Origin of the sequence: Escherichia sp. E.sYA108, assembly GCF_011754335.1 — a bacterium.
Lineage (GTDB): Bacteria > Pseudomonadota > Gammaproteobacteria > Enterobacterales > Enterobacteriaceae > Escherichia > Escherichia coli.
Genome location: NZ_JAAQVZ010000001.1, coordinates 3,093,009 through 3,114,536 on the forward strand (window position 1 = coordinate 3,093,009; position 21,528 = coordinate 3,114,536).

Genomic DNA, 21,528 nt, shown 5'->3' on the forward strand with positions numbered 1-21,528 from the left:
CTGAAGATTTTCCTGATATGCAGATATAAAAATGGAAAAGTGGCGTGGTGAAAACACCAGGCCGTAGCAGAAGGCTATTCTGGAGAGTTAATTTTTCATTTCGGGCGTCGGATAAACAGCCAGATAAACGTAATCACAGGAGCCCAGGGTATCGGCTTCGCAGGTCAGTCCTTTCGCATACAGTGTGACGGTATGCTGATGGCGGGGATTCAGTTCACCGCTGGTGAGCATGAGTTCCGGTTGTTTCATCAGCAGCGGAAAAGCCTGGTCCAGATGGTATGCATCCGCGTCGCTGAACTGCCCTCTGATACCGGCGCGGTCGGCAAGGTAATGCAACTGATTGCCCTCCTGCACCAGACGTGCCCCGAAACAGGGCGTCACGGTGCAGGGTAGCCCCCACCAGGGGCGGTCGTTGTTGTCGTCGGGATAATTTGTTTCATGGAGCGTGTCTGACACGATAAAGTCCTCACAGAAAATCGGTGAATGATAGTTTAACGATGACGGGTCAGCCGGTGCACAGACCGGCTTCGGTGAAGGTGTATTCGTTGATGAGCAGGGCCTCATCCACAGCGGCGTCTGAGGTCAGCCAGTCGTACTCGTTTTCCAGTTGACGGTACAGCCAGAAGGCCAGGTCGCGCAGGGCTTCGCTGACAGCGGCTTCCGCATCGGTTGTCATTGCCTGACCAGTCGGACTGTTCCGGGTGACGGTGATATCCATGCTGTACGGATGGCAGTAACGTCCCCGGTGACTGATTTCAGCCTGAAGCTGCCAGAAGTTACGTTTCTGCACCGCCTGCAGGGTATCCGCGATACGATGAAGCTCACGGTCCTGAGGGGCATATTCCCTGATTTTCCGGGGTGTCGCTGGCTGCCAGTGCCAGCGCCCTTCAAAACAGGCTCCGTCCCCCTGGCTGCAGAATCCGCTGAACCAGATGCACGGCTCTTCCATAAACCTGCCATTGCTGAGCCGGAAAACGCGCTGGCGGAGGTCAATCCCGAAAATGCCACAGACCTCCCTGAAGTCTTCATACACGTTTTCATACCAGTTGCTGTCAGCATGATGCTGACGGTACCAGTCGCGGGCTTTTCCCCGTGCCGGGCAGGAAAGTTCATCCAGCGTATACACTGTGATGGTGATAATGCTGCTCATCAGAATGCCTTTACTGACTCAGTTCAGAGTGACGCTCATCAGCCGGACATACGGGCCAAAACTGTCCTTACGACGTTCAGCAAACACGGCCAGCACACCGGGAATATCCTGCACTTCACGACCGGTATACGCTTCAGTGCTGCCGTGCCAGCGGTATTTGCCGGTACAGAACGGGAAAAGACGGGATGTCGGATGTTGTTGGTGAATACGCATGGCTTCACCACGAGTGATAATTTTCATAATGGGATACCTCTGAAGACAGAAGATAAAAGTGAAAACAGGTGTGATGTGGTTGTGACGGGTTAAAGCAGACCATGTTCGGCAAAGGAGAAAACCTGGTTGCCACCGACTATCAGATGGTCCGGCACCCGGATATCCACCAGGCCCAGTGCCTGTACCAGACGTTCGGTGATAAGCCGGTCTGCCTTACTGGGTGTGACTTCACCGGACGGGTGATTGTGCGCCAGTACCACGGCAGCGGCATTGTGATACAGGGCGCGTTTAATCACTTCCCGGGGATGGACTTCCGTGCGGTTGATGGTGCCGGTGAAGAGGGTTTCACCGGCAATCAGCTGATTCTGGTTATTCAGATACAGCACCCGGAACTCTTCACGCTCCAGTCCCGCCATGTTCAGAATCAGCCATTCCCGTGCCGCACGGGTGGAGGTGAAGGCCACGCCGGGTTCATGAAGATGGCGGTCCAGGGTTTTCAGGGCCCGCAGAATGAGGCTGCGCTCTCTGGTTGTCATTTCTCCGGGCAGAAAGGAAAGCTGCTGCATTGTCCCTGCCTCCATTCAGTCGATGATGCGCATAATGGCGCTGCATTCCGGATGCTGCAGGGCGTAATCCCGCAGACGGTAATAATGAACCGTCATGGCATAACACTCCGTACGGCAGGCGTGATGACTGTACGTCATCAGACAGGCGGCAATGCCGGCGGCTTCCGGGCTCATTTCAGCGCGGTTACCGTTCATGGCATTGAACAGTACCCATGTTTCGTCATCATCGTCATCCGGTTCAGGGGCCATAAATGCCCCGCCGTTGTTCAGGGTGTACAGATTCCAGATACCACCGCAGTAGTTTTCGCACAGACGGTCCATCCAGCCGAAGACACGGGGCTCCAGGGTCACCCACTGTGGAATGAGGCCAAAATGCTGCGGCCAGAAGCTGATGCGCTGTTCATCAGGGACTATGGTGGCAACCAGTTGTTGCAGGCCAGTCTCCGGTGCACAGGCCGAAGAGGTGGTGTTCTGAGACAATGTTTTCATGTATGAAATCCTTGTAATGTGAATAAATGAGAGGGAGTAAAGGCCGGGGGCTGACAACATCACGTTCATCACTGACCGTGAGACCCGGTAATGTCAGGGATGAATGATATTCGGCTGAAATTCCGGACAGCCGTACGCGTAACCGTTCCGGTCACAGACGGATGGCCAGATGCCATTGCCTGTACTCAGTCTGCACAGACTGAGCTCTCCGGGGCGTCGGGTGATTCTGGTGCCTGAATCACGCCTTCAGGGACAGATTGCATCAGCGCAGGCTCTCCAGCATCGTTTCTGCCATCACCCACAATGCACGGTTGAGCTTAATGTCGGTATCAATGCTGTGAATGGCCCGGGTATGGATACGTTTTCCTTTTGCACTGCGACCGGAAATCCCGCCTTTCAGCATATTCTCCTGGATGGTCTGATAAGCACTCCACAGGTCCTTACCGTAATCCTCCCGGCGTCGTGGCGTCAGAATGTCGGCGGTGGTGACGGGCTGATGTTCGTCACCATAACGGTAAGTCAGTGCCGCCTGTGCCAGCGCCTGGCGTGCCGGTGGCGGCAGGACCAGCGACTGCATGGCATCACGCTTCTCCTCTATCCGGTCAAACACGCCCACCACCTCGTAAGCCCCTTCAATAACTTTCTCCACTACGTCTCCCCGGTGTGGAACACGCACTTCCCCCAGAGACTGACCACAGACGCAGCCGTTCTGGCAGACGAACCTGAAGTAACCCGGCAGCATCTGGTAGCTGGAGGTACCGTCATGAGAGTTGAGCAGAATAATTTCAGGGACATGCTCTCCGTTTATCTCTCCGGCCCGCCGCAGACGCAGCATGTGTTTGGTGTATCCCCGGCGGCCCGGGTCGCGCACACGGGTCTGGCAGGCGAAGAATGGCTGAAAGCCTTCCCGCTGCAGGCTTTCCAGTACGGTGATGGTGGGGATGTACGTATAGTTCTGGCTTCGGGACGTGTGTTTCTCTTCCCCGAAAATCCCCGGCACATGGTGCATCAGCTCTTCATGTGTCAGTGGACGGTCACGACGTATCTGGTTTGCAGTATAACCAAAACGACTGGCTAATCGCATACTTTGCTCCTTATCGGTGGTTAAGATTTACTGGTGCAATAAATGAAAAAAGCCGCGTCTCCCGGAGAAGACGCGGCCTGATGGATGAAATCAATGAGGTTTATTGTCTGAGAAGCCCTCCACTGGCGAGCCACGCATTAAGCTGTTTTCCGGCATCAGCTTCAGAGTTCCGGCAGCGCCAGCGTCGCTGACCTTCCGCGTTGCGGATAACCCGACGGAAATGCATTCCCGGGTCATCCTGGATAAACACATTGCGGTAAGCGGTTATGACAGCAACCGCCTGCCCGTATGAGAAAGATCCTTCAGCCAGGACATACTCTGTGTAACCCGGCATATCTGTTTTCTCCTGATAAATAAAAAGCCTCTGCCACGCGTTGTGACAGAGGCTGAAGCATGAAACTGACTTCAGGGATCAGTTAACGTTTTTTCCGGAAACGGTAATCAGCAGTGGATGGTAGTCCTGGGGATCGAAAACCGATAACGGCAGACTGACACGATGGCCGTTACTTTCTTCAGTTGCTTTAATGATTTCGGTTGTGGCGACATTTTCCACGCACTCCGTTTCCAGAAATGCGTCTGTGGTTCGCGTGGCATTACTGTCACCAAAGGCTTCCGTTTCCATTTTTCTGGTCACCAGCGTCTGACCATATTTGTCTTTGAGTTGCAGAGTGATGGTGAGGGGGCCAAATCCTTCATCGTTTCCGCCATTATCCAGCCGGAACTGGTAAGCACAAATATTTCCCGGGAGCCATATCGTATCTGTATTGCGTATACTGATGTAACGTTGATCCTGTGCCCGGAGTGGGGCAGACCACGTTAACCCCAGAATGAAGGCGGTAATCATGCAGGTTTTGAACAGGTGAATCATGGTATTTACCTCTCTGAGTCATGACGATGACACTGACAAATCAGGTGATAAAACGTAAAAGGCGCAGAATAGCCGTTATGCCGGTAACTCCGGGGGTAATGTTTCTTCCAGTCGGTTAACCATATTGCCGAGATGGGATGCATCATATTCCATGACGGGGCGTTGCCTGATGATACTGACCACCAGTGGTTTGATTAACATGTTGGTCGCGGCCCGTTGTTGTATACCGGCGGCGAAAATGATCTCCAGAGCATTCTGATCGATAACACGGGCCAGATTCGCGTTCAGATTTTCAATCTCATGTCCGGTCAGCAGGAAACTGCCGGCAAGCCATGTCACCTGCTCCTGAATCATTGCCAGAATTTTGACGCGATCTTCTTCAACCAGCGCTCCGGCAATTTTTCCTGATACAGCGGAGGCAATCATTCCCCCCAGAACACCACCAACCACACGCCCTGTCAGTGCACCAAATGGTCCCAGTGGACTGAACAATATCCCGCCCGCCACTGACCCGACAGCTCCACCTGCCACACCGGAAGATGCCACGGCAAGATTCCTGATGAACTGCGCACCGGAGATCCGTCCCCGCAACATTTTGATCATGTCAGGGCCGGTTGTGACAGCTACCAGTGCCAGAGATGTCACCAGCGTACCCTTCATCACTTTGTTCAGGGCACTGATATTTCCTGCACCGGTCCCCTTCTGAAGCGCCTGCCGGACAGTCGGGCTGGCCGTCGAAAAATCAATATGCTTCAGCATACCCTGAACAACACTGAGCCGGTGAAGTTGCTGGGTTGTGACGTAGACAGCCAGTGTGCGGGTGAAGGTTTTTCCTGCCTGGACAGCAGCTGTCTGCAGGGCAGCATCGCGATCGCCGGTGCTGAGCCAGAAGACCGATGCCGTCAGGGCAAAACTGATCCCTCCGGCCGCCAGACTGACAACCGACCCCTCGGCAATATCATAAGTGACCGATTCGATGGTCCCGAACCGGGTGATATTACGGGCCTGGGTATAAGTCAGATGTCCCCGACGAATCAGCCGGGACGCTTCTTCGGGATCGGTTACACCGGGTACTTTACCTTCGCGGATCTTATTCTTCATGGTTTCCACAGCGCCGGCATACTGATCACGGGGGACTTCCAGTTGCATGGGACCATGATTTCCCATGTAACGATACTGTCCGTTCTGTCCGTCGAATGCCGCACCGACGCTACGGGCTGCAGTTGAACAATATTTCGTCTGGATTTCTGTTCCGCTGACCAGTCTGTCTGCTCCATTTCTGGCATTATTATCACCGAGGATCCGTGCGTTTTTCAGACGGACTCTGTCGACAATATGGTTTCCCCGTTCAGCGGCAAACCCATGTCCCTGCCCTCCGGAAGCAAACATTTTCTCATTTGTACTCCAGGTTTCCGGCAGTTTCATGAGAATCAGACCATTCGCCGTTGCATCGGAAATAAAACCGGTGTGAGAACGTTCATAAATGTCCTGACACAGTGTTTCTGTTTCGCGACAAAGAGAGGAGCAGTACCATTCCGGATCCGGCTTATGATTTTCCGGGGCATGATGTACTTCTGTCAGCCCGCAGGAGGCACAGATACGAAGCTCATCCACGTGGTGGAATGATACAAAACGGCGGCCTTCTGAAAAGGGGTACCAGTCACCGCCGTCCAGGCAACGATCGAGAAAATCGTCATTCGCTTCCGGTGATAAATTCAGGCGGTTCCGGAAGAGGGTTTTCAGTTCATCAGGGGTAAATGACAGGCTCTCTCTCAGCTTTTCGTTGAAACCCGCCATGTTTCTTTCATACCAGGCATTGTCCAGTAGCCAGTTTCCGTCTGCCAGTTCAAATTCCCTCAGTTCTCCCCGGGAAATCCGTTGTGAAATGAGTGTCAGCCAGATGCGCTCCGTCAGCGTTTCAGGAAGGCTGTAATCGTTTTGCAAACTGCTCAGCCACGATTTACTGTTGAGCACCGGTTGTTCTTCCAGTGTCTGGCTGATGGCACTGGTCAGTCTTTTCAGCGCCTGGATCTGGCTGGCCGCCCATAGCAGCGTCACTAATGCAGCCAGCCAGTACAACAACCCGCCCCACCACATCAGTGAGGGTGAAATATCGAACTGCAATGCGATCAATGGTGCGTATGCAGAACACGCCATAAGGAAAAAAGCAGTATAAAAACAGCAGTAATACCCGTTAATTTCCTTGCTGATATCTTCAGGTGTGAGCCCGTTCTGCTGAATGGTTCTTATCTGCACGGGAAGAGCCAGCAGACCAGCGGCGAGAGCGGTGGTCAGAATAAATTTTACAGAGTCAAAAGTATGAGCCTCCAGTGCGATATGTTTACCATCAAGTCCCCACATGAAGCTGATGATCATTCCGGCAATCGTCAGAAATACGCCTGCCAGCCAGCGAATATGGAATAACCGGGTTATGCGTTCAGTGATATAGCCAGCCAGTAAAGCCGGACCGAACAGACACAGCAATATGAACCCTGCCAGCGCAGACGCTGTGCTGGTTAATGCTCTGAACAAAAGGCGAAGAATGGCAAATCCTGCGATCAGCAGAATCAGCGCGCCGACTATCTGTAACATAGTCACTCCGTGATGAATATCATGTTATTGTGAATGTCAGTGAATGTGGCACTGAAACGTTTTCCCCCGTCCGGGTCCCGGTCATGATGACCGGGACCACAGAGAGGCAATGCAGAATTATCAGAAGGTCACATTCAGTGTGGCCTGACTGTTATAACCTTCAGCGCTGCTGCCGTTGATGCTGTGGGCATAACCGGCCTGAACGCCCAGGGTGATATTTTCCCGGACACGGGCTTCCAGTCCGGCCTGCAGATCCAGTGAAGTGCCATTCTGTGAGGGAGAGAACGTCATCCCGCTGCCTGCGGTGGAGGTCCCCACACGCATATCACCCCGGGAGCTGAAGGTGCGGATAACGGAAGGCTGTACCCACCAGTTCACCGGCAGTTCACGCACACTGTGTTTTGCACTGTCACGCAGGGGGGCACGGGATGAGGTGCCTTCACCAAAGGTCATATCGTTGTGGCTGCCCAGACGGAAACCGGCACGCACATGTTGTGCACTGCCATGCCCGAACTTCACATAACCGGCGTTGTCCTTACCGTCATCCAGCGAAAGCCCCTGCCAGGTGTACTGCAGCCGTGGCTCCAGCATCAGGTTGTCAGTGATACTGAAGGGCAGACCGGTTTCCAGTGAGCCCAGCCAGCCCCGGCCCCGTGCGCGGAAGTCGTTATTGCCCGATGACGCTTTCATACTGTGGCGGGTTCCCTGTGCCACTATGTCAGCCCACAGGCCGGAGGAGGTGTGTGTCAGGTTCATATATCCGCCCAGGCTGCCGGCATCATCCCGGACCGTGCCGGCACGGGAGCCGTCATCATCCTTAACATCAACGGAAGAATGGCCTGCAGCACCATATATCCCTGCGGTCACAGACATACCGGCAACATCTGTTCTCAGCAGGTCACCCTCCAGGCGGACGAAGCCATAGCTGCCGCTGCTTTCCGGCGTGGCCCCACGGGCAATACCGCCGTTGTTATCGTGACCGAGATGGCCGCCCTGAATGCTGAGACGGACGCTGTTATTTTCACCGTTTACACCGGTCTGATGGCTGCGGGAGCCTGCCAGAATCCGGTCATAGTCCATTGCCTGTGTCAGCATGGAGGCGTACAGGGGGACTTCAGCACGATAACGTTCTTCACTGCGCAGATACCAGCTCTCATCACTGTCCCGGTTGAGGGTGTAGTTAAAGGCCCCGGCCTGCAGCATATTCCCCTGGACAAAAGCCCCTTCCTCCGTGGTGGCACCGTTAATGGCCTCAACCACCTGAATACCCTTACCGGTGGTCGCCAGACCCGTACCACTGTTGCCGGCGTTCACCAGATTCAGGATGGTTTTTCCGGTTGCTCTGCCACCGTCAATGACCAGTCTGTCAGCATTGTTCTGCGCCATATCCGGGCGTACACGCAGGCTGATGGTGCCATTCTGCCCGTTCAGGTTTTTCACCTGCAGAGTTGTCGGAACGAACTTCCCTGTGCGGGCGGAGGTGAAATGAATCTGTCCGGCATGGCTGAGGTCATCCACCACCGACTGAACCGTGGCGTTATCGGGGATATTCCAGGTGGCACCGGATGTCAGGGTGACATTCGTGGGGTCAATGGCACCGTTCAGCACTGTGCTGCCGGTCAGCTTCAGGGCCGTGCCGCGATGAGCGATGATATCCGTGGTGACGGTACTGTCGTTCAGCGTCAGCGTGCCTTCATTCAGGTTGACGGCTTTCTGGGTGAGTGTGGTGTTGCTGACAGTGAGTGTGCCACTTCCTGATTTTTCCACCCTGCCGTTACCGGTGAGAGCGCCTCCCTGCAGGAGTGCATCACCTTCACGGATGGTCAGGGTATCGTTGTTCACCGTCTTCCCGGCAAGGGTAAACGTGGCACCGTTATTCAGCGTGGTGGTGCCCGCCAGCGAGCCCCCTCTGGCAGTGAACAGTCCGCCATTTACCGTGGTATCCGTGGCCGTATCACCGGCGTTCAGCGTGAATGAACTGCCTTTTTCCAGCATCAGGGCATCCGCCTGACCGCCCCCGATACGGAATGCCGTTCCGTCGCTCCGGGTACCACTGACAGCGGCCCCGGAATCGGCCAGCAGTACCCCGCCATTTCCCATGGATACGGCAGTGGCGGTACCACCGTTGCGGACATCCAGCGTTCCGCCATCATCCACAAGGGTTCTGGTGGCTGTGTGTCCGCTCAGCACATCCAGACGTCCGCCATTTTCCAGTACGACATTATCAGCTTTACCCTCCACAACAGAGAATGCTCCCAGGCGGTTTGTACCGGTGACAGTTGCAGCAGTGCTGGTAACCAGTGCACCTCCCGTGTTCTGGGTGACATCAGACGCTTCACCGCCGGCATGAACCCTCAGCTCGCCGTTCTGATTTATGGTGGTGTTACCGGCAGTACCACCGGCCTTAACAACCTGCCAGCCCCCCTCGTTAATTACCGTGTTCAGTGCAAGTCCATACTTGTGCACATACTGGTTCCCTCCCTCCAGTCGGGTGTTATGTGCCTCTCCGTGTACCGTCTGGTCACCTCCTGTGTAAATGAGAGTGTCCCGGGCTATCCCCGAAGACCAGATAACCTGCCGGCCATTTTTGTTTATGGTGGTGGATTCAGCAATCCCCCCGACCATCTGACCGGTGGACACATTTTCAGAATCCGGACCACCTTCTGCACCGGTGTTGACGATGGTTCCGGTTACCAGTCCGCCATGTTTAATGGTCTGGTAACCATCCTGGTTAATCACCGTTCCGGATGCCCTGCCGCCTGCATGTATCCATTGATCACCGCCGTTAAGGACAGTACCGGAAGCCTTCCCACGCAAATTCTGCCCTCCCCCGGTACTGATAACCGTATCCGAGGTACTGCCACCTGCCATGACATCCTGTAGACCGTTTGCGGTGACTCTGGTGTTTCTGGCTGTTCCACCCCGGGCTATCTGCTGACCGCCGGTGTTGTTATCAGAGTCCGCCCCCAGCTCCAGTCCGGTGCTGACAGTCATTCCATCAGCCGTACCTGAGACAAACTGGCGGTCGTGATTTATCAGCGTTCCACCGTTCACGGTTTCTCCTGCCGGTACAACAGAGTCAGCAGCCAGCGCCGGGAGTGACGTGGCAGCGGCAAGAGACAGTGCAACCGCCACACCGGCGCGTTTCCCCCGTGCACGGGCCAGTTCGGAGGCAACCACGAAAGCGCCTGTAATGTGATTCCATACCAGCCTGTAGCTGGTATTCAGATGTCGTTTCATCAGCATTTCCTTATCAGAGTGAGGGTGAATAAAAAGCCGGTATCCACAAATGTGGATACCTGCAGGTGAAGGGTTACAGTGCCGCAGATCCGGCTGATGGAAGTTTCTGACGTGTGGCTCTGTTGTTCCCTGAATCTCATGTCTGTGTGTCTGCATACATTGCTAACGGGTGTTATTATTAGCATAACGATCGATATAAACGATCGATTAAATAGTTATCGATCGTTTTATTCTATTACCTGATTGTTGCACGGACAAGAAAGGTGGCAATGAAAACCGCGCTTTTTGTGAGATGGCTCAGAGGCAGGGAGGGCATCATCTACAACAGGTTCAGAAGAAAATCCAGTTCCATACCGCGCGGGCAACAGAGACCACGGTGTCACGAACAGCGCGCAGGGCCGTACGGACAACAGAGGCAACACAGACGCTCTCCGCTGTGTCAAATATCCGGTCCACCGCACCGGTAAACTGTTCACGGGCCTGAGAGCGGACAGACTCCGTGCGCAGCCCGTCCTGCAGGCGGGTCATCAGGGGACTGGCGGCATGGTCGGGAAGCGCTGTCATGAGCGCACTGACCAGCGTATCCAGCTCCCAGCCGGTGCGGGCCGATACGGCAACAACCGGATGTACGGGCCGGAACAGACGGAATAGCGCCTCCGTTTTTTCGCGAATATTCTGTGCCTGTGCGGGAGAAGGCTTAATACCGGCCATATCCCATTCATGGCAGGGCTCCGTTTTATCGGCCTGCGTCACCACAAACAGTACCCGCTGATGTCCCCGGTGCAGGATGTGTCGCCAGAAATACTCATCCACAGACAGGGCACGGTCATCGGCTTTAATCAGCCACAGTACCAGGTCCAGTTCTGGCAGAATGTCACGGTACAGGGCTTCATACTCTGCATCCCTGTCCCGGCTCTCGCCCACCCCGGGCAGGTCAGTGATAACCATGCTGTGACCGTGGCCACTCAGACGGAAGCGCCGCACTTCCCGGGTGCCAGCGTGAACATCACTGACCGGGGTGACCTCCCCCTGAAACAGTGCATTACAGAGTGAGGATTTACCGGCCCCGCTTTTCCCCATAATGCCAATCACGGGTTCGTGGCTGGTGAGTTTGCGCAGATGTTCCAGGATGTGACGGGAAAGTGAATAAGGCAGGGAGGAGAGCGGTTTTTCAATTGCCTCAATGGCATCAGACGGATTCATACATGTATTCCCGGTAAAAAAAGACAAAACCCCGCGCACCGGAAAGGTGGCGGGGGATTCACGGAGATAATATCTGTCTGAAATTATTTAGGATGTGCCAGACATACAGCAAAGGAGAGAAGTATTCGGCCACGCCTCCCTGCCATGAATAACCCGGAGTCCACCGACTTACTTACGGGCTACCTGAGCCACGCGTTTGCTGTAGAATAGCCCCTGATGATTCATACCTGAACCAGGAAAACGAATTAAAAATGACAGGCATTCAATAACGAGCAGGGCTGCAACACCTGATAGGGCAAATGGTCAATGATGTCAGAGGGTCTGTCGACGGATGGGATTTTAAACAGTACATTTTGGGCGCACTTTTCAACCGTTTTATCAGCGAAAATTTTTCCAGCTATATGGAATATTGTCGATCAAGATGTTGTAAAAAGATCCAGAAAAAATATTTCAAAGGCATGAAAGAACTTGCTGACAAGAAGTTTATTGCAGAGACCATGATACAGAACTATTACTTTATTAACCCAGGCTATATGTTTAATGGTCATCGCTTGACCTATATGAAGACCTATTACCTGAAGGATAAAAACGAATAAATAATAATAGAGAGATTCCTGTGAAGTAATTTCATATTAATTATCAAATGGTAACTAACTATTTAATAATACATGGCGAATGGACTGTTTTAATTAATATATTAGCTCAGACTTAACCTGAGACAGCTATGACACAAAAGCCAGAGCTATTTTGATGGTTTGGGTTTGCTCTGCCCTAAGAGCAGGTATGATGGGTAACAGTCTGGTCCTCTACTACTGTGCTTACACCACAACATTTACGTTGTGTGTTAACATGTAGCGATTTACTGACTCTTTTGAGTGGTACCGTTATGTCTCAAATGCCCCTCTATTTTCTTAATACCCAAAAGAAACTCACTGCTCACTATGAATGGCTTCAAATCAACCTGACTGATACCTACGAACTAGTTAAAAGGTTAATGCCGATTCCTTCACTGGACGTGGTGGTTAAAGTAGGGAAACTTGTCCTCCCGGAGAAAGGGCATCATGGTTTTTACCCTGAAGCTGGAGTTGTCTATAGAACAGTAGCTCCAGAAAATCCATAATTTTGCAAAAATTATGCGCACTCCATTGCTCGAATGTTTGCACATGAACTGCATCGTGCTGTTAGATGGGCCGAGATACGGCTCAACTTTAGGAGAAGTCATAGTCTCTGAAGGGCTTGCAGGGCACTTTTCGCTTGAGCTTTTTGCTGGTGAACCTGACCCCAGAGAAAAACTCACATCAGATATTGTTCAACCGTACAGGCTGCATTTGCTTGAAAACTGGTATAGTACTGATTACGATTGTAACGCTTGGTTGTTCGGAACCGGGGACTTGCCAAGATGGCTGGAATATACCAAAGGTTTTAAACTGATTTCCAGATACCTCGTACATTCCCACATTTAAAGGCTTCAATGCTGGCGAATATAAACACTGAGGAGTTAAAGACATTTATTTAAAGAGCACAGCCATTTTCCAGAACTATGACTGTGATCATGGGCAAAACCCAAATGGCCCACTCATAGCGGCCTATCAGAGTTAATGGCTTTCAGTTTGCGGAAACTGCCTACTTGAATCCATATGTACCCTATTTCATATCATTAAGGTATATAATATGACATTTAGATACTATCTCAGACATTGTTTATGGGGCTTAGTCGGTTGTGGCTCTTTGGTTTACAACATTTTGACTGATTTAAAGGATGGAAAGATATTTCCTTCTTATATTCCTTATATACCTTATGTTGCAGCATACCTTGCTATTGGTGCTGTAGCATACCCGTTTGCATATTATGCTTTAGAAATATCAGCGCAAAAGATAATACCAAAGAAATCCTGGGATAGATTTTTTAGTGATACTGGATCATCAAGGAATTTATTCTTATTCGTATTAATGTTTTGTATATTATTTATCGTACCTCTACTCGCATTATATTTTTGCATATCAAAAAAACATAATAAATTACAAACCTAAAATTACATTTAATTATGCTCCCTAAAAACAGTTTAAGTTATTATCAATAAAGTTAGCAATCTTCTTAATACCTATTTTTAAATACCCGAAGCTAAAAATCTAGGTTCAGCTAAGTATAACTCTATTGGACGGTAAACCTGAACGGGCTGGCAACAGGGACAATGAAGGTTAACTGTGACCATGGAAGAACCTTAAAAGCGACTATTATACCCCTAATTCAACTAATTGGAGGTATTACCATCTATTGATACTGATAATTCTAAAAAGGCATGGACAGCTCAGGGCCAAACTCCGAAAACAACAATAGCTACTATCGGATCTGTTAAAACATTGGTAAATTTTGCATAATTATAAATACAATGTGTTTAACGCCCTGAAATAAAACAATTGATGCGTCTATTCTTTAAGTTAATAAGGTCAGAAAAATTTCAACTTATTCATTTAATAATTTCCCGTTTAGAGTGTAAGTACAGCACTTACATAATATTGGTATGCCTGATGCCTTTAAATCTGGAGAAAACATTTCAAGTAACCATTCTCATCAACATACAGCCCATTGTAATAACTGGATTTGCCGCACCGAACAAAATTTCTTTGGTCTGTTTCGTGTAGAGCAACTAGAAAGAAGGTTGGATCAGGCAGATCGAGTCGTAGAATCGCTTCACTATAAACTTGATCCGATTTTTCACCTGTTTTTCTTAGTAGAAACATGAATAATGGTGAATAATCAAGCCCATAGTTTATTTTACCTGACATAGGTAAAATGTATGGATGCTCAGAATTAACTCTTTTATTCTTACTCCGCCCCCAATGATATTCTCCACCATGTAAGTGTGGGACATTATAATTAATTAAATTTACAGGGCAATATCAGTTTTTTTCACACTTGTTTTTCCTGTAATTGCTCATAACTATTTATCTACACTTATATTAATTTTTTATTCGTCAGACTGGGGTATTTGATATTTCAGGTCGATTTCAGGTGCATCAACTAGTTGCCTACCGGATCGAACCATCAAATAGCATGCAATCTCTTCAACACTCAGTTCAACATCTAACATATCTGGATCCTGAAACCATTCATCGGGCCAGAATATAAGATCGGATGGATTTCCATGAAAATTCTTTTCAAGCAACAAAAGAGCAAAAATTTTTTCCGATTCGTTTGACTTTTGATCACATACACAGCTTATCGTTTGAACCAGTTCCTCCCAAGTAAAATCCTCGTAGAACTTTTCCAAATTAAAAGCTATTCGTGTAAATTCATTTGCATTTGTCCAAGAGGAATAATCTCTAAAATCTGAAAACTCACATGGACATACTACCTGACTGTTCCAGTCATCGATCATGTCCTTTAAAAAAGCATCTTCTTCACTTGCTCCACTATCAATAGCTGCAAGTATCTCTTTAGCTTTCTGTGCTAATTCTCTTATTTTTTTGCTGCTGACTTTTACGGGGATCATACGTTCAGGGATTGCCATTAATTCACAACCTCATATAATAAATATTATAATATCTATTTGTATAATAACTCTTTTAACCGTTCACAACCTTTCTTAAGCCCATTATTACATGACCGCTCATAGTAATGTCTTGCTTGTTTCAGGTCTATGCTTTCACCCTGACCCAGTTCATTCATAACGCCAAGTTCGAACTGCGCCTGCGCATCATTTTGTGAGGCTGCCTTTTCATACCAAGCCTTTGCCTGTTGATAGTTCTGACTCACACCTTCACCATTTTCGTATATTACACCGAGATTATATTGAGCATCGACATGACCTTTCTCTGCCGCTTTTTCAAACCAGTCTTTCGCCTGTCGATAGCTCTGAGTCACACCCTGACCGTAGTAATAAATCTGACCTAAATTATATTGGGCATTCGGCTGATTTTGAGATGCGGCTTTTTCAAACCATTCTCTGGCTTGCCGAAAGTTTTGTTTAACACCCTCACCTTTGTAATAGAGCATACCAAGATTAAACTGAGCATTGGCGAAATTTTGTTCTGCTGCTTTCTCATACCAGTCTTTTGCCTGCTGATAGTCCTGCTCTACACCATTAGCATTGGCATACAGAATTCCAAGAGCGAACTGCGCATCAGGACTATTTTGAGCTGCAGCCTTTTCATACCAGCTTTTGGCCTGTCGATAATCCTGTTCAACACCATTACCCTTTGCGTATAGAACAGCGAGATTGACCTGAGCACGCTCATCATTTTGAGCAGCCGCTTTTTCATACCACATCTTTGCATGCTGGTAGTCTTGGCTTACCCCGAGACCATCGTCATACATCTCCCCAAGCAAAAATTGCGCATCAACATCATTTTGCGCAGCCGCCTTTTCATACCATAATTTTGATTGCTGATAATCCTGATTTACCCCGAGACCATTTGCATACATCACACCGAGTTTGGCCTGCGCACGCGGATCATTTTGGTCAGCGGCTTTTTCATACCAAATCTTTGCCTGCTGATAATCAACATCCAGAATTTCTCCATACAAATACATGAGCCCCAAAGCATACTGAGCTTCTACATCTCCGTTTTCACCTGCTGATTTCAACCTAGAAAGCGTAGAATCCCTGTCACTAATAGCAATGTAAAAAATCGCAAAAAGTATAATAAATCCTACTATTAGCCAATATTTTATTTTTCCCATCTCACCCCCAGTCCATTTAAAAAGTATATAGCCTCTACAACGATCTTTACTCCAGACTGTCCCAGTCTGGAAGATTGTTAACTACCTTTCGACACTAATGGTACACAGCCATGAGAACACCAAAGCAAATGCCTGCGACTATGCTTGAGACAAATGCAACGCCCGGTTGCATACCACTGTCTTTCCATGAAGAAAACCACATACAAATCCCCACAACGTACCAAACCATACCCCCATCAGCAAGGTTATTTCCAGAACGAGGCAAACGGTAGCGGTTGCATCCCGATGATCATTTTTGATCCTGTCTATCGGTGATTTTACTATCTGGGAAGAGGCAATAACCTAGCATTTTATATTCATCGCTGTGAGTTGATGATATAGCCCAAAACCACAGGGGCCAGCTTCATAGCAGGAAAGAATGTTTCCGTAAAGTCCCTGCAATTTCTGAAATAATCGACGTACAGACTGGGCTTCGTTGTTAATCGTACCATACCATAATAACGAACCTTGCCAAGTCGTTCAGATGCAACAATAGCAACTGCTAGGGGGCTTTATGCACATCCAGCCCGACGTAAGCCGCAATATTTTCCGAATACATGATGACCTCCTCTGGAATATCCCACCAATGCTATAGTGAGTATATAAAGGTCATATCATCTACATGTTCTTCGGCAACGATCACGGTGGAGAGCGTAGTGCGCTGCTGTACGGGCTGATCGGCGCCTGCCGACTGAACGGTATCGATCCGGAATCGTATCTGCGCCATATCCTCAACGTCCTGCCGGAATGGCCTTCTAACCGTGTTGATGAACTCCTGCCATGGAACGTCGTACTCACCCAATAAATAAACGTCAATACGGCGCTCCGTGAACGTTTACCCAAATCATGATCGATTCGAATGCCAAACTACGATCGATTCATATGCCATATTTGCAATATCGCGTTAATCATCAGTTCAGCCGGGATATATTAACGGGCCAGGGATCCGCGAAAACGCCACCTGATTGCCACCAGACAATTTCTTCTTCAGAAAGAAAACAGTTAATTAAGGCGGAGGTAAAATCATGGACTTCATCAGAACGCCCTATAATCGTTAAATGGCATCTCCTGTCTCCAAACCGCCCCATAGTTTTATTGACTTTTTTCTGCAAAACAGAGCGCTCTTCGTGGGTCAGGTGATTATCAGGGTCTGCCAATACACCGGAATTCCAGTAGCTGATAAACTCCAGATTGATACTTCCTGCGGCCTGGTTCCAGAGCAGAGCCATGTCAGGTCTTCCTGGTAGCCAGAAAAAGCCTTTACTACGATAAATACCCATTCCCATAAAATAATGATAGGTTTCCCATAATCTTTGTGGGTGGAATGGCCTGTCATCTTTAATCACTCGCGAAATTATTTCGCCATTTTGGGCTGAAATTTTTGCTTCTTCTACTGTGATTGTGTCTTCCAGTTCTCTGATAAGTAATCCGACCCGGTTAAAATCGTAATCCGGAAGGGTTAGTAACTCTGCTAGTTTAAGGTTCCCCCATGACACAGCTATCACATTTACGTAAGGATTCAGAGGATGGATTGCTTTCGCCACATCGGTGACAATGTCGAATGACAGTCGATCCTTTTTGGTTAACAGCAAAGTGCTACAAAACATGATTTGCTCAGCCAGTAAATTCTCTATTCTGCGCTTGCCATGGAAAAGATTCTCCTGAAATGCAGGTATCAGTGCTTTCCCTCCGTTATAGTCATCATTGAGCATAACGGTATCGACAAGTGATAAAAGTGATTTTAGCTGTAATCGCTCATGAGTCTGCAGATACTTAATTAATGGCAGTGGGTGGCTACCTCCGGATGTTTCGACAAATATAACGTCAGGCAAATAATGCCTGAGCATATTTTTAATTGCCTTGTCGACCGTCTTAATCCCACTCTGGCTGCTGATACTATCAGATGTGATACTCACGAAATTATTGTTCGCAATATTAACGATTTCTGTATTTGCAATAAGTACACCATCAACATCCAGATCGCTCATATCATTGACAATGACAGATACAGCTAAGTGATTCCTGTTTGCCTGTGTGAGCAGGTTTTTCATAAGAGTGGTTTTTCCTGCGCCAAGGAAACCATTGATAATGATTACTGGGATCCTGTTCATATTTACTGGACACCTGTGAGTTAAAGTGATACCTAAGATGACGGGGAACTGACTCCATGCCAAGAATATTATTCCTGCATATCAGTGATATTGCAGACAAGTACATAGGGACAACGAGAATGCTCTGGTATAAAAACTGGAGCTATCAATGTATTAGGTAAGATACATCAACAAAATAATTATGAGTTTTTTTACATGGATGTCAGTAGGCTATTTCCGGTTGATATACCCTGCCCGTAAAATACAGGGCAGGAATAGTATCATTAATTTCGGGAGAAGCTTAAGGTTGCCACATCGACAGTTTCATCACACAGGCTTTTGTCCTGAAAACTTTTCTTATTTTGGACTTTCGCCAGCCACTGTCCGATATGAAGAGAAGGTACTGTGACGATACCATCCTCATTAGTTACAAAGGTGAGTTCTGCTTTATGAACAGGATGTTTGTGCTCAACTGCATGAGTATGACGGGATGATGTCAGATAACTGACCGAGTCAAGCTCCATGATAGCTCCGGCGAGCGGGGACGTTTTATACAGAACTTTCAGCTTCACATTTTCACTGAAACGACTTATATCGGATAACGGAATGATTTCAAGCTCATGCCCTGTTGGAGACTGATAGAGTTGTGCTGGCATCTGCTGTTCACCAGGAATAAAAGATTTTGCATATTTAGTGACAAATTCACAGTAAGCCACATCATTTCTGCCCTCCCGGCTGACCGGTTTCCATCCTGACGAGGTTCTCGACCAGTATCCCGGTTTCATATACGTTGACAGAACGTAACCATTATCTTTGCTTGCAGACTCAGTTTTATAGACATAATCCGTGGACGCTGGCTTCAGTGTTATTGTCTCTTTCCCGTTATAAAGCCGGGGATTTTCAAAGAAATCCCTTCTGTCAGGAATTGTCCCCTTTGAGGGGAAATTATGACCATAACCAATCTCTGCGGTAACGTTGTTCTCTGCCTGTTTACCTGTAATCCAGACATCATGGGCTAGGACATGCCCCGATGCTGTCAGACAAAGAGCTAAGATATAGCCTGTATTTTTCATCATGATTTATTTCCTGCGAGGTTACCACTGATAACGGGTATAAAGACTGACAGTTCTGCCTGAAAGCGGCACACCTTTGCCATTCATGGCAAGCTTGTTGAAGGCATTATCCAGAGTTACTGACGCCTCAAAGCCTTTAACACTTACAGGCTTATAAGACAGTGAAAAGGAATGTATGGTATAACCAGCCTGATGGGGATCGCCTTTTTTCACATGCGTGGCTGATGCTGAAAGTTCAGCACGCCATCCGGCATAAACGCCTCTATGACCAACAGGTATGCTGATGTCACTGATAAGTGTGTCAGGATTGCCGGAGCCCAGCCATTCCCTGCTGCTGGCATCCATACTTTCCGTCCGGTTATAAGAAAGCATCCAGTCAACATAATCAGACTGGTAATTACCCTGCATATCCCATCCCCAGATACGGGCCCGGGATACATTATAAGAATAAGAACGCATCCGTTTCATATCCACGCGTGTGGCAATATAGTTTCTGGCATCCGTTCCGAAATATCCGCCTTTTAACTGCAGCCGGTCATTGTCTGTAAGCAGGCCATCCAGTTGAATACCTGCGCCAATCTCACGGGTGATGTTATTTTCTGGTTTCAGATTAAGGTTAGGAACCCAGTAATTGGGTTTACCCTTGCGGTAAAAATGTACATCATCCCTGTACATTTCTGCCATTGTGGGCGCTCGGAATGCAGAGGATATGGAGCCGTACATCATCAGCCAGTCTGTCGGTGAGACTGAAATCGCCGCCCTTGGGGACAGGCGTTCGGCTTTCAGTTCTCCGGCACGGGGATTGAAGCTCTTGTACCGGTCATAGCGGGAACCGACGATAATGTTAACCGGGTAGCTTTTCATTGTCATTTCATCCTGGAAATACAACGATGTAAAGTCAATGTTTCCTTCCGGATATAGTGTGGCAGAGCCTTCTGGCTTCTGCTGCTGACGGTAATATTCAGCGCCATAACTTAACTGATGGGCTCCCGGAAAAATCAGAGTATGACTCCTGTTGACAACATTAACACCGGAGGTTCTGTTGTTTCTCCATTCTGCCGTTTTGTTGTGACCGTTTGTCTTGATAGTGATATCACTGAGATATAACGTTGACTTTACATTGATGAGGCTGTTATCCACAGGAGCGTACTGGTACCAGAACTGTACGTCATTTTGTACTGTTTTTCTGTCACGCAGGCCGCTGTCACCATGTGTCTGAGTGGAATTGCCCGGTTCAGTGGTGTTATTCCGGTAGAGACGCAAGCTGGCACCTGCTTTGTTACTGTCTGTTATACCGACAGAGCCTTTCGCAAACAGGGCTGCAGGTTTTTCCTTGTTAGGTGCGTGCTCACCATCACTTTGATAGATATTACCTCTTTTACGCATAATGACAGAAAGGAGCGCATCTGTTTTTCCAGTTTTACCAAACCAGGTGAGCCCCGAGCCTGTGCTGTGGTCACCACTGGCGATATTTCCCCACAGACTTAAACCGTTTGTCTCTCCGGGGGGAAGAAAATCTGCTGCATCGGCAGTTCTGAAGTCCACTACACCTCCCAGCCCGCCACTGCCGTACAGACTGGAGTTTGGCCCGCGGACAACTTCGATACGTTTGACGAGTGCCGGATCCAGATAAGTGCCACTGCTTTTTGCCATGTCACTGAGTTGGCGAACGCCGTCAACAAGAACAAGTACCCCGCTTTTGTCATAGCCGCGTAAATTAAAGGTCTGCCCATTGGTCCGTCCTGCACCAGTCTGGCTGAGACCGGCAACACCTTTCAGCATGCCGGCCGATGTAACCGCATTCTGACTCCACGGTGTGTCATTCGTGACGACACTGACCATCGACGGCGTTTCAAATACCGTGTTCTGATTTCCTGTCGCGACAATGGTGATTGTATCTTTAACCATAGAAGAATGACTGGTCGCTGCCTGTAATCCCACCGGAAGTATAATTAATGTACAAATGACAGTTCTGATTACATTCATATACATTCGAAAACAAATGTTGTGATTGTGATGTTATATCATAACATTTTATTTATGCAACTCTGATTATGTAGCGTTCAGTGATGCTCTGTTAATAATGTTCTGTCGATCCGCTAAGTGTCAGTGTATGCGGTAAGCCCACCCTGTGTAAGTTCACAGAGATATTGCAATTACCTCCAGATAAGTACTGTCTCTTATACACAAATCCCCCCGGGGATTTGTTATGTCTGTCAGTCTGCTTTAGGGGGGAC

20 protein-coding genes and 4 pseudogenes are annotated in these 21,528 nt (G+C 48.8%); 6 read left to right on the forward strand and 18 right to left on the reverse strand.

The window, feature by feature from the left end; genetic code table 11:
- Positions 1–87: 87 nt before the first annotated feature.
- The 11 genes from HBM92_RS14975 to HBM92_RS15025 form a co-directional block, all read right to left on the reverse strand.
- Positions 88–456: a type IV toxin-antitoxin system YeeU family antitoxin gene (locus HBM92_RS14975; RefSeq protein ID WP_001546171.1), complete on the reverse strand. Its 369-nt coding sequence runs from the start codon at positions 454–456 to the stop codon at positions 88–90.
- A gap of 49 nt (positions 457–505) precedes the next feature.
- Positions 506–1,150 carry a hypothetical protein gene (locus HBM92_RS14980; RefSeq protein WP_000094915.1) on the reverse strand — a complete coding sequence of 215 codons (645 nt, stop codon included), beginning with the start codon at positions 1,148–1,150 and terminating at the stop codon, positions 506–508.
- A gap of 18 nt (positions 1,151–1,168) precedes the next feature.
- On the reverse strand, positions 1,169–1,390 hold the full coding sequence (locus HBM92_RS14985; protein WP_000692329.1) for a DUF987 domain-containing protein: 222 nt from the start codon (positions 1,388–1,390) through the stop codon (positions 1,169–1,171).
- 62 nt (positions 1,391–1,452) lie between these two features.
- Positions 1,453–1,929, reverse strand: coding sequence for a RadC family protein (locus HBM92_RS14990; protein WP_001186786.1), 477 nt, complete (start codon positions 1,927–1,929; stop codon positions 1,453–1,455).
- Positions 1,930–1,944: 15 nt separating this feature from the next.
- Positions 1,945–2,418: an antirestriction protein gene (locus HBM92_RS14995; RefSeq protein WP_001313575.1), complete on the reverse strand. Its 474-nt coding sequence runs from the start codon at positions 2,416–2,418 to the stop codon at positions 1,945–1,947.
- A gap of 262 nt (positions 2,419–2,680) precedes the next feature.
- Positions 2,681–3,502, reverse strand: coding sequence for a DUF932 domain-containing protein (locus HBM92_RS15000; RefSeq protein WP_001234710.1), 822 nt, complete (start codon positions 3,500–3,502; stop codon positions 2,681–2,683).
- Between the two features lie 100 nt (positions 3,503–3,602).
- Positions 3,603–3,836 (reverse strand): DUF905 family protein, encoded by a 234-nt coding sequence (locus HBM92_RS15005; protein WP_001119727.1) that lies wholly within the window; start codon positions 3,834–3,836, stop codon positions 3,603–3,605.
- 78 nt (positions 3,837–3,914) lie between these two features.
- On the reverse strand, positions 3,915–4,370 hold the full coding sequence (locus HBM92_RS15010) for an IrmA family protein (RefSeq protein WP_000581502.1): 456 nt from the start codon (positions 4,368–4,370) through the stop codon (positions 3,915–3,917).
- Between the two features lie 75 nt (positions 4,371–4,445).
- Complete coding sequence (locus HBM92_RS15015; protein WP_038429260.1) at positions 4,446–6,962, reverse strand: hypothetical protein; 2,517 nt, start codon at positions 6,960–6,962, stop codon at positions 4,446–4,448.
- Between the two features lie 120 nt (positions 6,963–7,082).
- Positions 7,083–10,202, reverse strand: a complete 3,120-nt coding sequence (gene agn43, locus HBM92_RS15020; RefSeq protein WP_166726891.1) for an autotransporter adhesin Ag43 — start codon at positions 10,200–10,202, stop codon at positions 7,083–7,085.
- Between the two features lie 330 nt (positions 10,203–10,532).
- Positions 10,533–11,405 carry a GTPase family protein gene (locus HBM92_RS15025; RefSeq protein WP_001069772.1) on the reverse strand — a complete coding sequence of 291 codons (873 nt, stop codon included), beginning with the start codon at positions 11,403–11,405 and terminating at the stop codon, positions 10,533–10,535.
- Between the two features lie 299 nt (positions 11,406–11,704).
- Between HBM92_RS15025 and HBM92_RS25865 the strand changes: the two are divergent.
- From HBM92_RS25865 to HBM92_RS15035, 5 genes and pseudogenes are all read left to right on the forward strand, one after another.
- A pseudogene (locus HBM92_RS25865) lies at positions 11,705–11,813 on the forward strand (restriction endonuclease subunit S); the annotation flags it as partial.
- Positions 11,811–12,001: pseudogene (locus HBM92_RS25870) on the forward strand (hypothetical protein); the annotation flags it as partial. The pseudogenes HBM92_RS25865 and HBM92_RS25870, both read left to right, overlap by 3 nt.
- A gap of 290 nt (positions 12,002–12,291) precedes the next feature.
- Positions 12,292–12,525, forward strand: a complete 234-nt coding sequence (locus HBM92_RS25395; protein WP_001304573.1) for a hypothetical protein — start codon at positions 12,292–12,294, stop codon at positions 12,523–12,525.
- A gap of 43 nt (positions 12,526–12,568) precedes the next feature.
- A complete protein-coding gene (locus HBM92_RS25400; RefSeq protein WP_001304574.1) occupies positions 12,569–12,868 on the forward strand; it encodes a DUF2268 domain-containing putative Zn-dependent protease in 300 nt (99 codons plus the stop codon).
- Positions 12,869–13,076: 208 nt separating this feature from the next.
- The gene (locus tag HBM92_RS15035) at positions 13,077–13,436 is read left to right on the forward strand and encodes a hypothetical protein (RefSeq protein ID WP_001304575.1); all 360 of its coding nucleotides are present in this window, start codon (positions 13,077–13,079) and stop codon (positions 13,434–13,436) included.
- Between the two features lie 938 nt (positions 13,437–14,374).
- On the opposite strand, the gene HBM92_RS15040 is transcribed toward HBM92_RS15035, so the two are convergent.
- From HBM92_RS15040 to HBM92_RS15050, 4 genes and pseudogenes are all read right to left on the reverse strand, one after another.
- A complete protein-coding gene (locus HBM92_RS15040; RefSeq protein WP_000997076.1) occupies positions 14,375–14,917 on the reverse strand; it encodes a hypothetical protein in 543 nt (180 codons plus the stop codon).
- A 35-nt stretch (positions 14,918–14,952) separates the two neighbouring features.
- A complete protein-coding gene (locus tag HBM92_RS15045; RefSeq protein ID WP_000516335.1) occupies positions 14,953–16,089 on the reverse strand; it encodes an SEL1-like repeat protein in 1,137 nt (378 codons plus the stop codon).
- A 94-nt stretch (positions 16,090–16,183) separates the two neighbouring features.
- On the reverse strand, positions 16,184–16,318 hold the full coding sequence (locus HBM92_RS25690) for a DUF6404 family protein (protein WP_001304576.1): 135 nt from the start codon (positions 16,316–16,318) through the stop codon (positions 16,184–16,186).
- A pseudogene (locus HBM92_RS15050) lies at positions 16,303–16,687 on the reverse strand (IS110 family transposase); the annotation flags it as partial. The gene HBM92_RS25690 and the pseudogene HBM92_RS15050, both read right to left, overlap by 16 nt.
- A gap of 60 nt (positions 16,688–16,747) precedes the next feature.
- On the opposite strand from HBM92_RS15050, the pseudogene HBM92_RS15055 reads away from it, so the two are divergent.
- Positions 16,748–16,933, forward strand: a pseudogene (locus tag HBM92_RS15055) (transposase domain-containing protein); the annotation flags it as partial.
- 106 nt (positions 16,934–17,039) lie between these two features.
- Here the strand turns inward: HBM92_RS15055 and HBM92_RS15060 are convergent.
- The 3 genes from HBM92_RS15060 to HBM92_RS15070 all read right to left on the reverse strand — a co-directional run bounded on the left by HBM92_RS15060 (position 17,040) and on the right by HBM92_RS15070 (position 21,283).
- A complete protein-coding gene (locus HBM92_RS15060; protein WP_001327488.1) occupies positions 17,040–18,239 on the reverse strand; it encodes a CobW family GTP-binding protein in 1,200 nt (399 codons plus the stop codon).
- Between the two features lie 263 nt (positions 18,240–18,502).
- Complete coding sequence (locus HBM92_RS15065; protein WP_000977398.1) at positions 18,503–19,294, reverse strand: DUF4198 domain-containing protein; 792 nt, start codon at positions 19,292–19,294, stop codon at positions 18,503–18,505.
- A gap of 18 nt (positions 19,295–19,312) precedes the next feature.
- Entirely contained in the window at positions 19,313–21,283 is a 1,971-nt protein-coding gene (locus HBM92_RS15070) for a TonB-dependent receptor domain-containing protein (RefSeq protein WP_001445605.1), read from the reverse strand.
- Positions 21,284–21,528 lie beyond the last annotated feature (245 nt).

Bases quoted from the DNA above. Each gene is read 5' to 3' on its own strand.
- HBM92_RS14980 (WP_000094915.1), bottom strand. From the start codon at position 1,150: ATGAGCAGCATTATCACCATCACAGTGTATACGCTGGATGAACTTTCC.
- HBM92_RS14985 (WP_000692329.1), bottom strand. From the start codon at position 1,390: ATGAAAATTATCACTCGTGGTGAAGCCATGCGTATTCACCAACAACAT.
- HBM92_RS14990 (WP_001186786.1), bottom strand. From the start codon at position 1,929: ATGCAGCAGCTTTCCTTTCTGCCCGGAGAAATGACAACCAGAGAGCGC.
- HBM92_RS14995 (WP_001313575.1), bottom strand. From the start codon at position 2,418: ATGAAAACATTGTCTCAGAACACCACCTCTTCGGCCTGTGCACCGGAG.
- HBM92_RS15000 (WP_001234710.1), bottom strand. From the start codon at position 3,502: ATGCGATTAGCCAGTCGTTTTGGTTATACTGCAAACCAGATACGTCGT.
- HBM92_RS15005 (WP_001119727.1), bottom strand. From the start codon at position 3,836: ATGCCGGGTTACACAGAGTATGTCCTGGCTGAAGGATCTTTCTCATAC.
- HBM92_RS15010 (WP_000581502.1), bottom strand. From the start codon at position 4,370: ATGATTCACCTGTTCAAAACCTGCATGATTACCGCCTTCATTCTGGGG.
- HBM92_RS15015 (WP_038429260.1), bottom strand. From the start codon at position 6,962: ATGTTACAGATAGTCGGCGCGCTGATTCTGCTGATCGCAGGATTTGCC.
- agn43 (WP_166726891.1), bottom strand. From the start codon at position 10,202: ATGAAACGACATCTGAATACCAGCTACAGGCTGGTATGGAATCACATT.
- HBM92_RS15025 (WP_001069772.1), bottom strand. From the start codon at position 11,405: ATGAATCCGTCTGATGCCATTGAGGCAATTGAAAAACCGCTCTCCTCC.
- HBM92_RS25395 (WP_001304573.1), top strand. From the start codon at position 12,292: ATGTCTCAAATGCCCCTCTATTTTCTTAATACCCAAAAGAAACTCACT.
- HBM92_RS25400 (WP_001304574.1), top strand. From the start codon at position 12,569: ATGAACTGCATCGTGCTGTTAGATGGGCCGAGATACGGCTCAACTTTA.
- HBM92_RS15035 (WP_001304575.1), top strand. From the start codon at position 13,077: ATGACATTTAGATACTATCTCAGACATTGTTTATGGGGCTTAGTCGGT.
- HBM92_RS15040 (WP_000997076.1), bottom strand. From the start codon at position 14,917: ATGGCAATCCCTGAACGTATGATCCCCGTAAAAGTCAGCAGCAAAAAA.
- HBM92_RS15045 (WP_000516335.1), bottom strand. From the start codon at position 16,089: ATGGGAAAAATAAAATATTGGCTAATAGTAGGATTTATTATACTTTTT.
- HBM92_RS25690 (WP_001304576.1), bottom strand. From the start codon at position 16,318: ATGGTTTGGTACGTTGTGGGGATTTGTATGTGGTTTTCTTCATGGAAA.
- HBM92_RS15060 (WP_001327488.1), bottom strand. From the start codon at position 18,239: ATGAACAGGATCCCAGTAATCATTATCAATGGTTTCCTTGGCGCAGGA.
- HBM92_RS15065 (WP_000977398.1), bottom strand. From the start codon at position 19,294: ATGATGAAAAATACAGGCTATATCTTAGCTCTTTGTCTGACAGCATCG.
- HBM92_RS15070 (WP_001445605.1), bottom strand. From the start codon at position 21,283: ATGTATATGAATGTAATCAGAACTGTCATTTGTACATTAATTATACTT.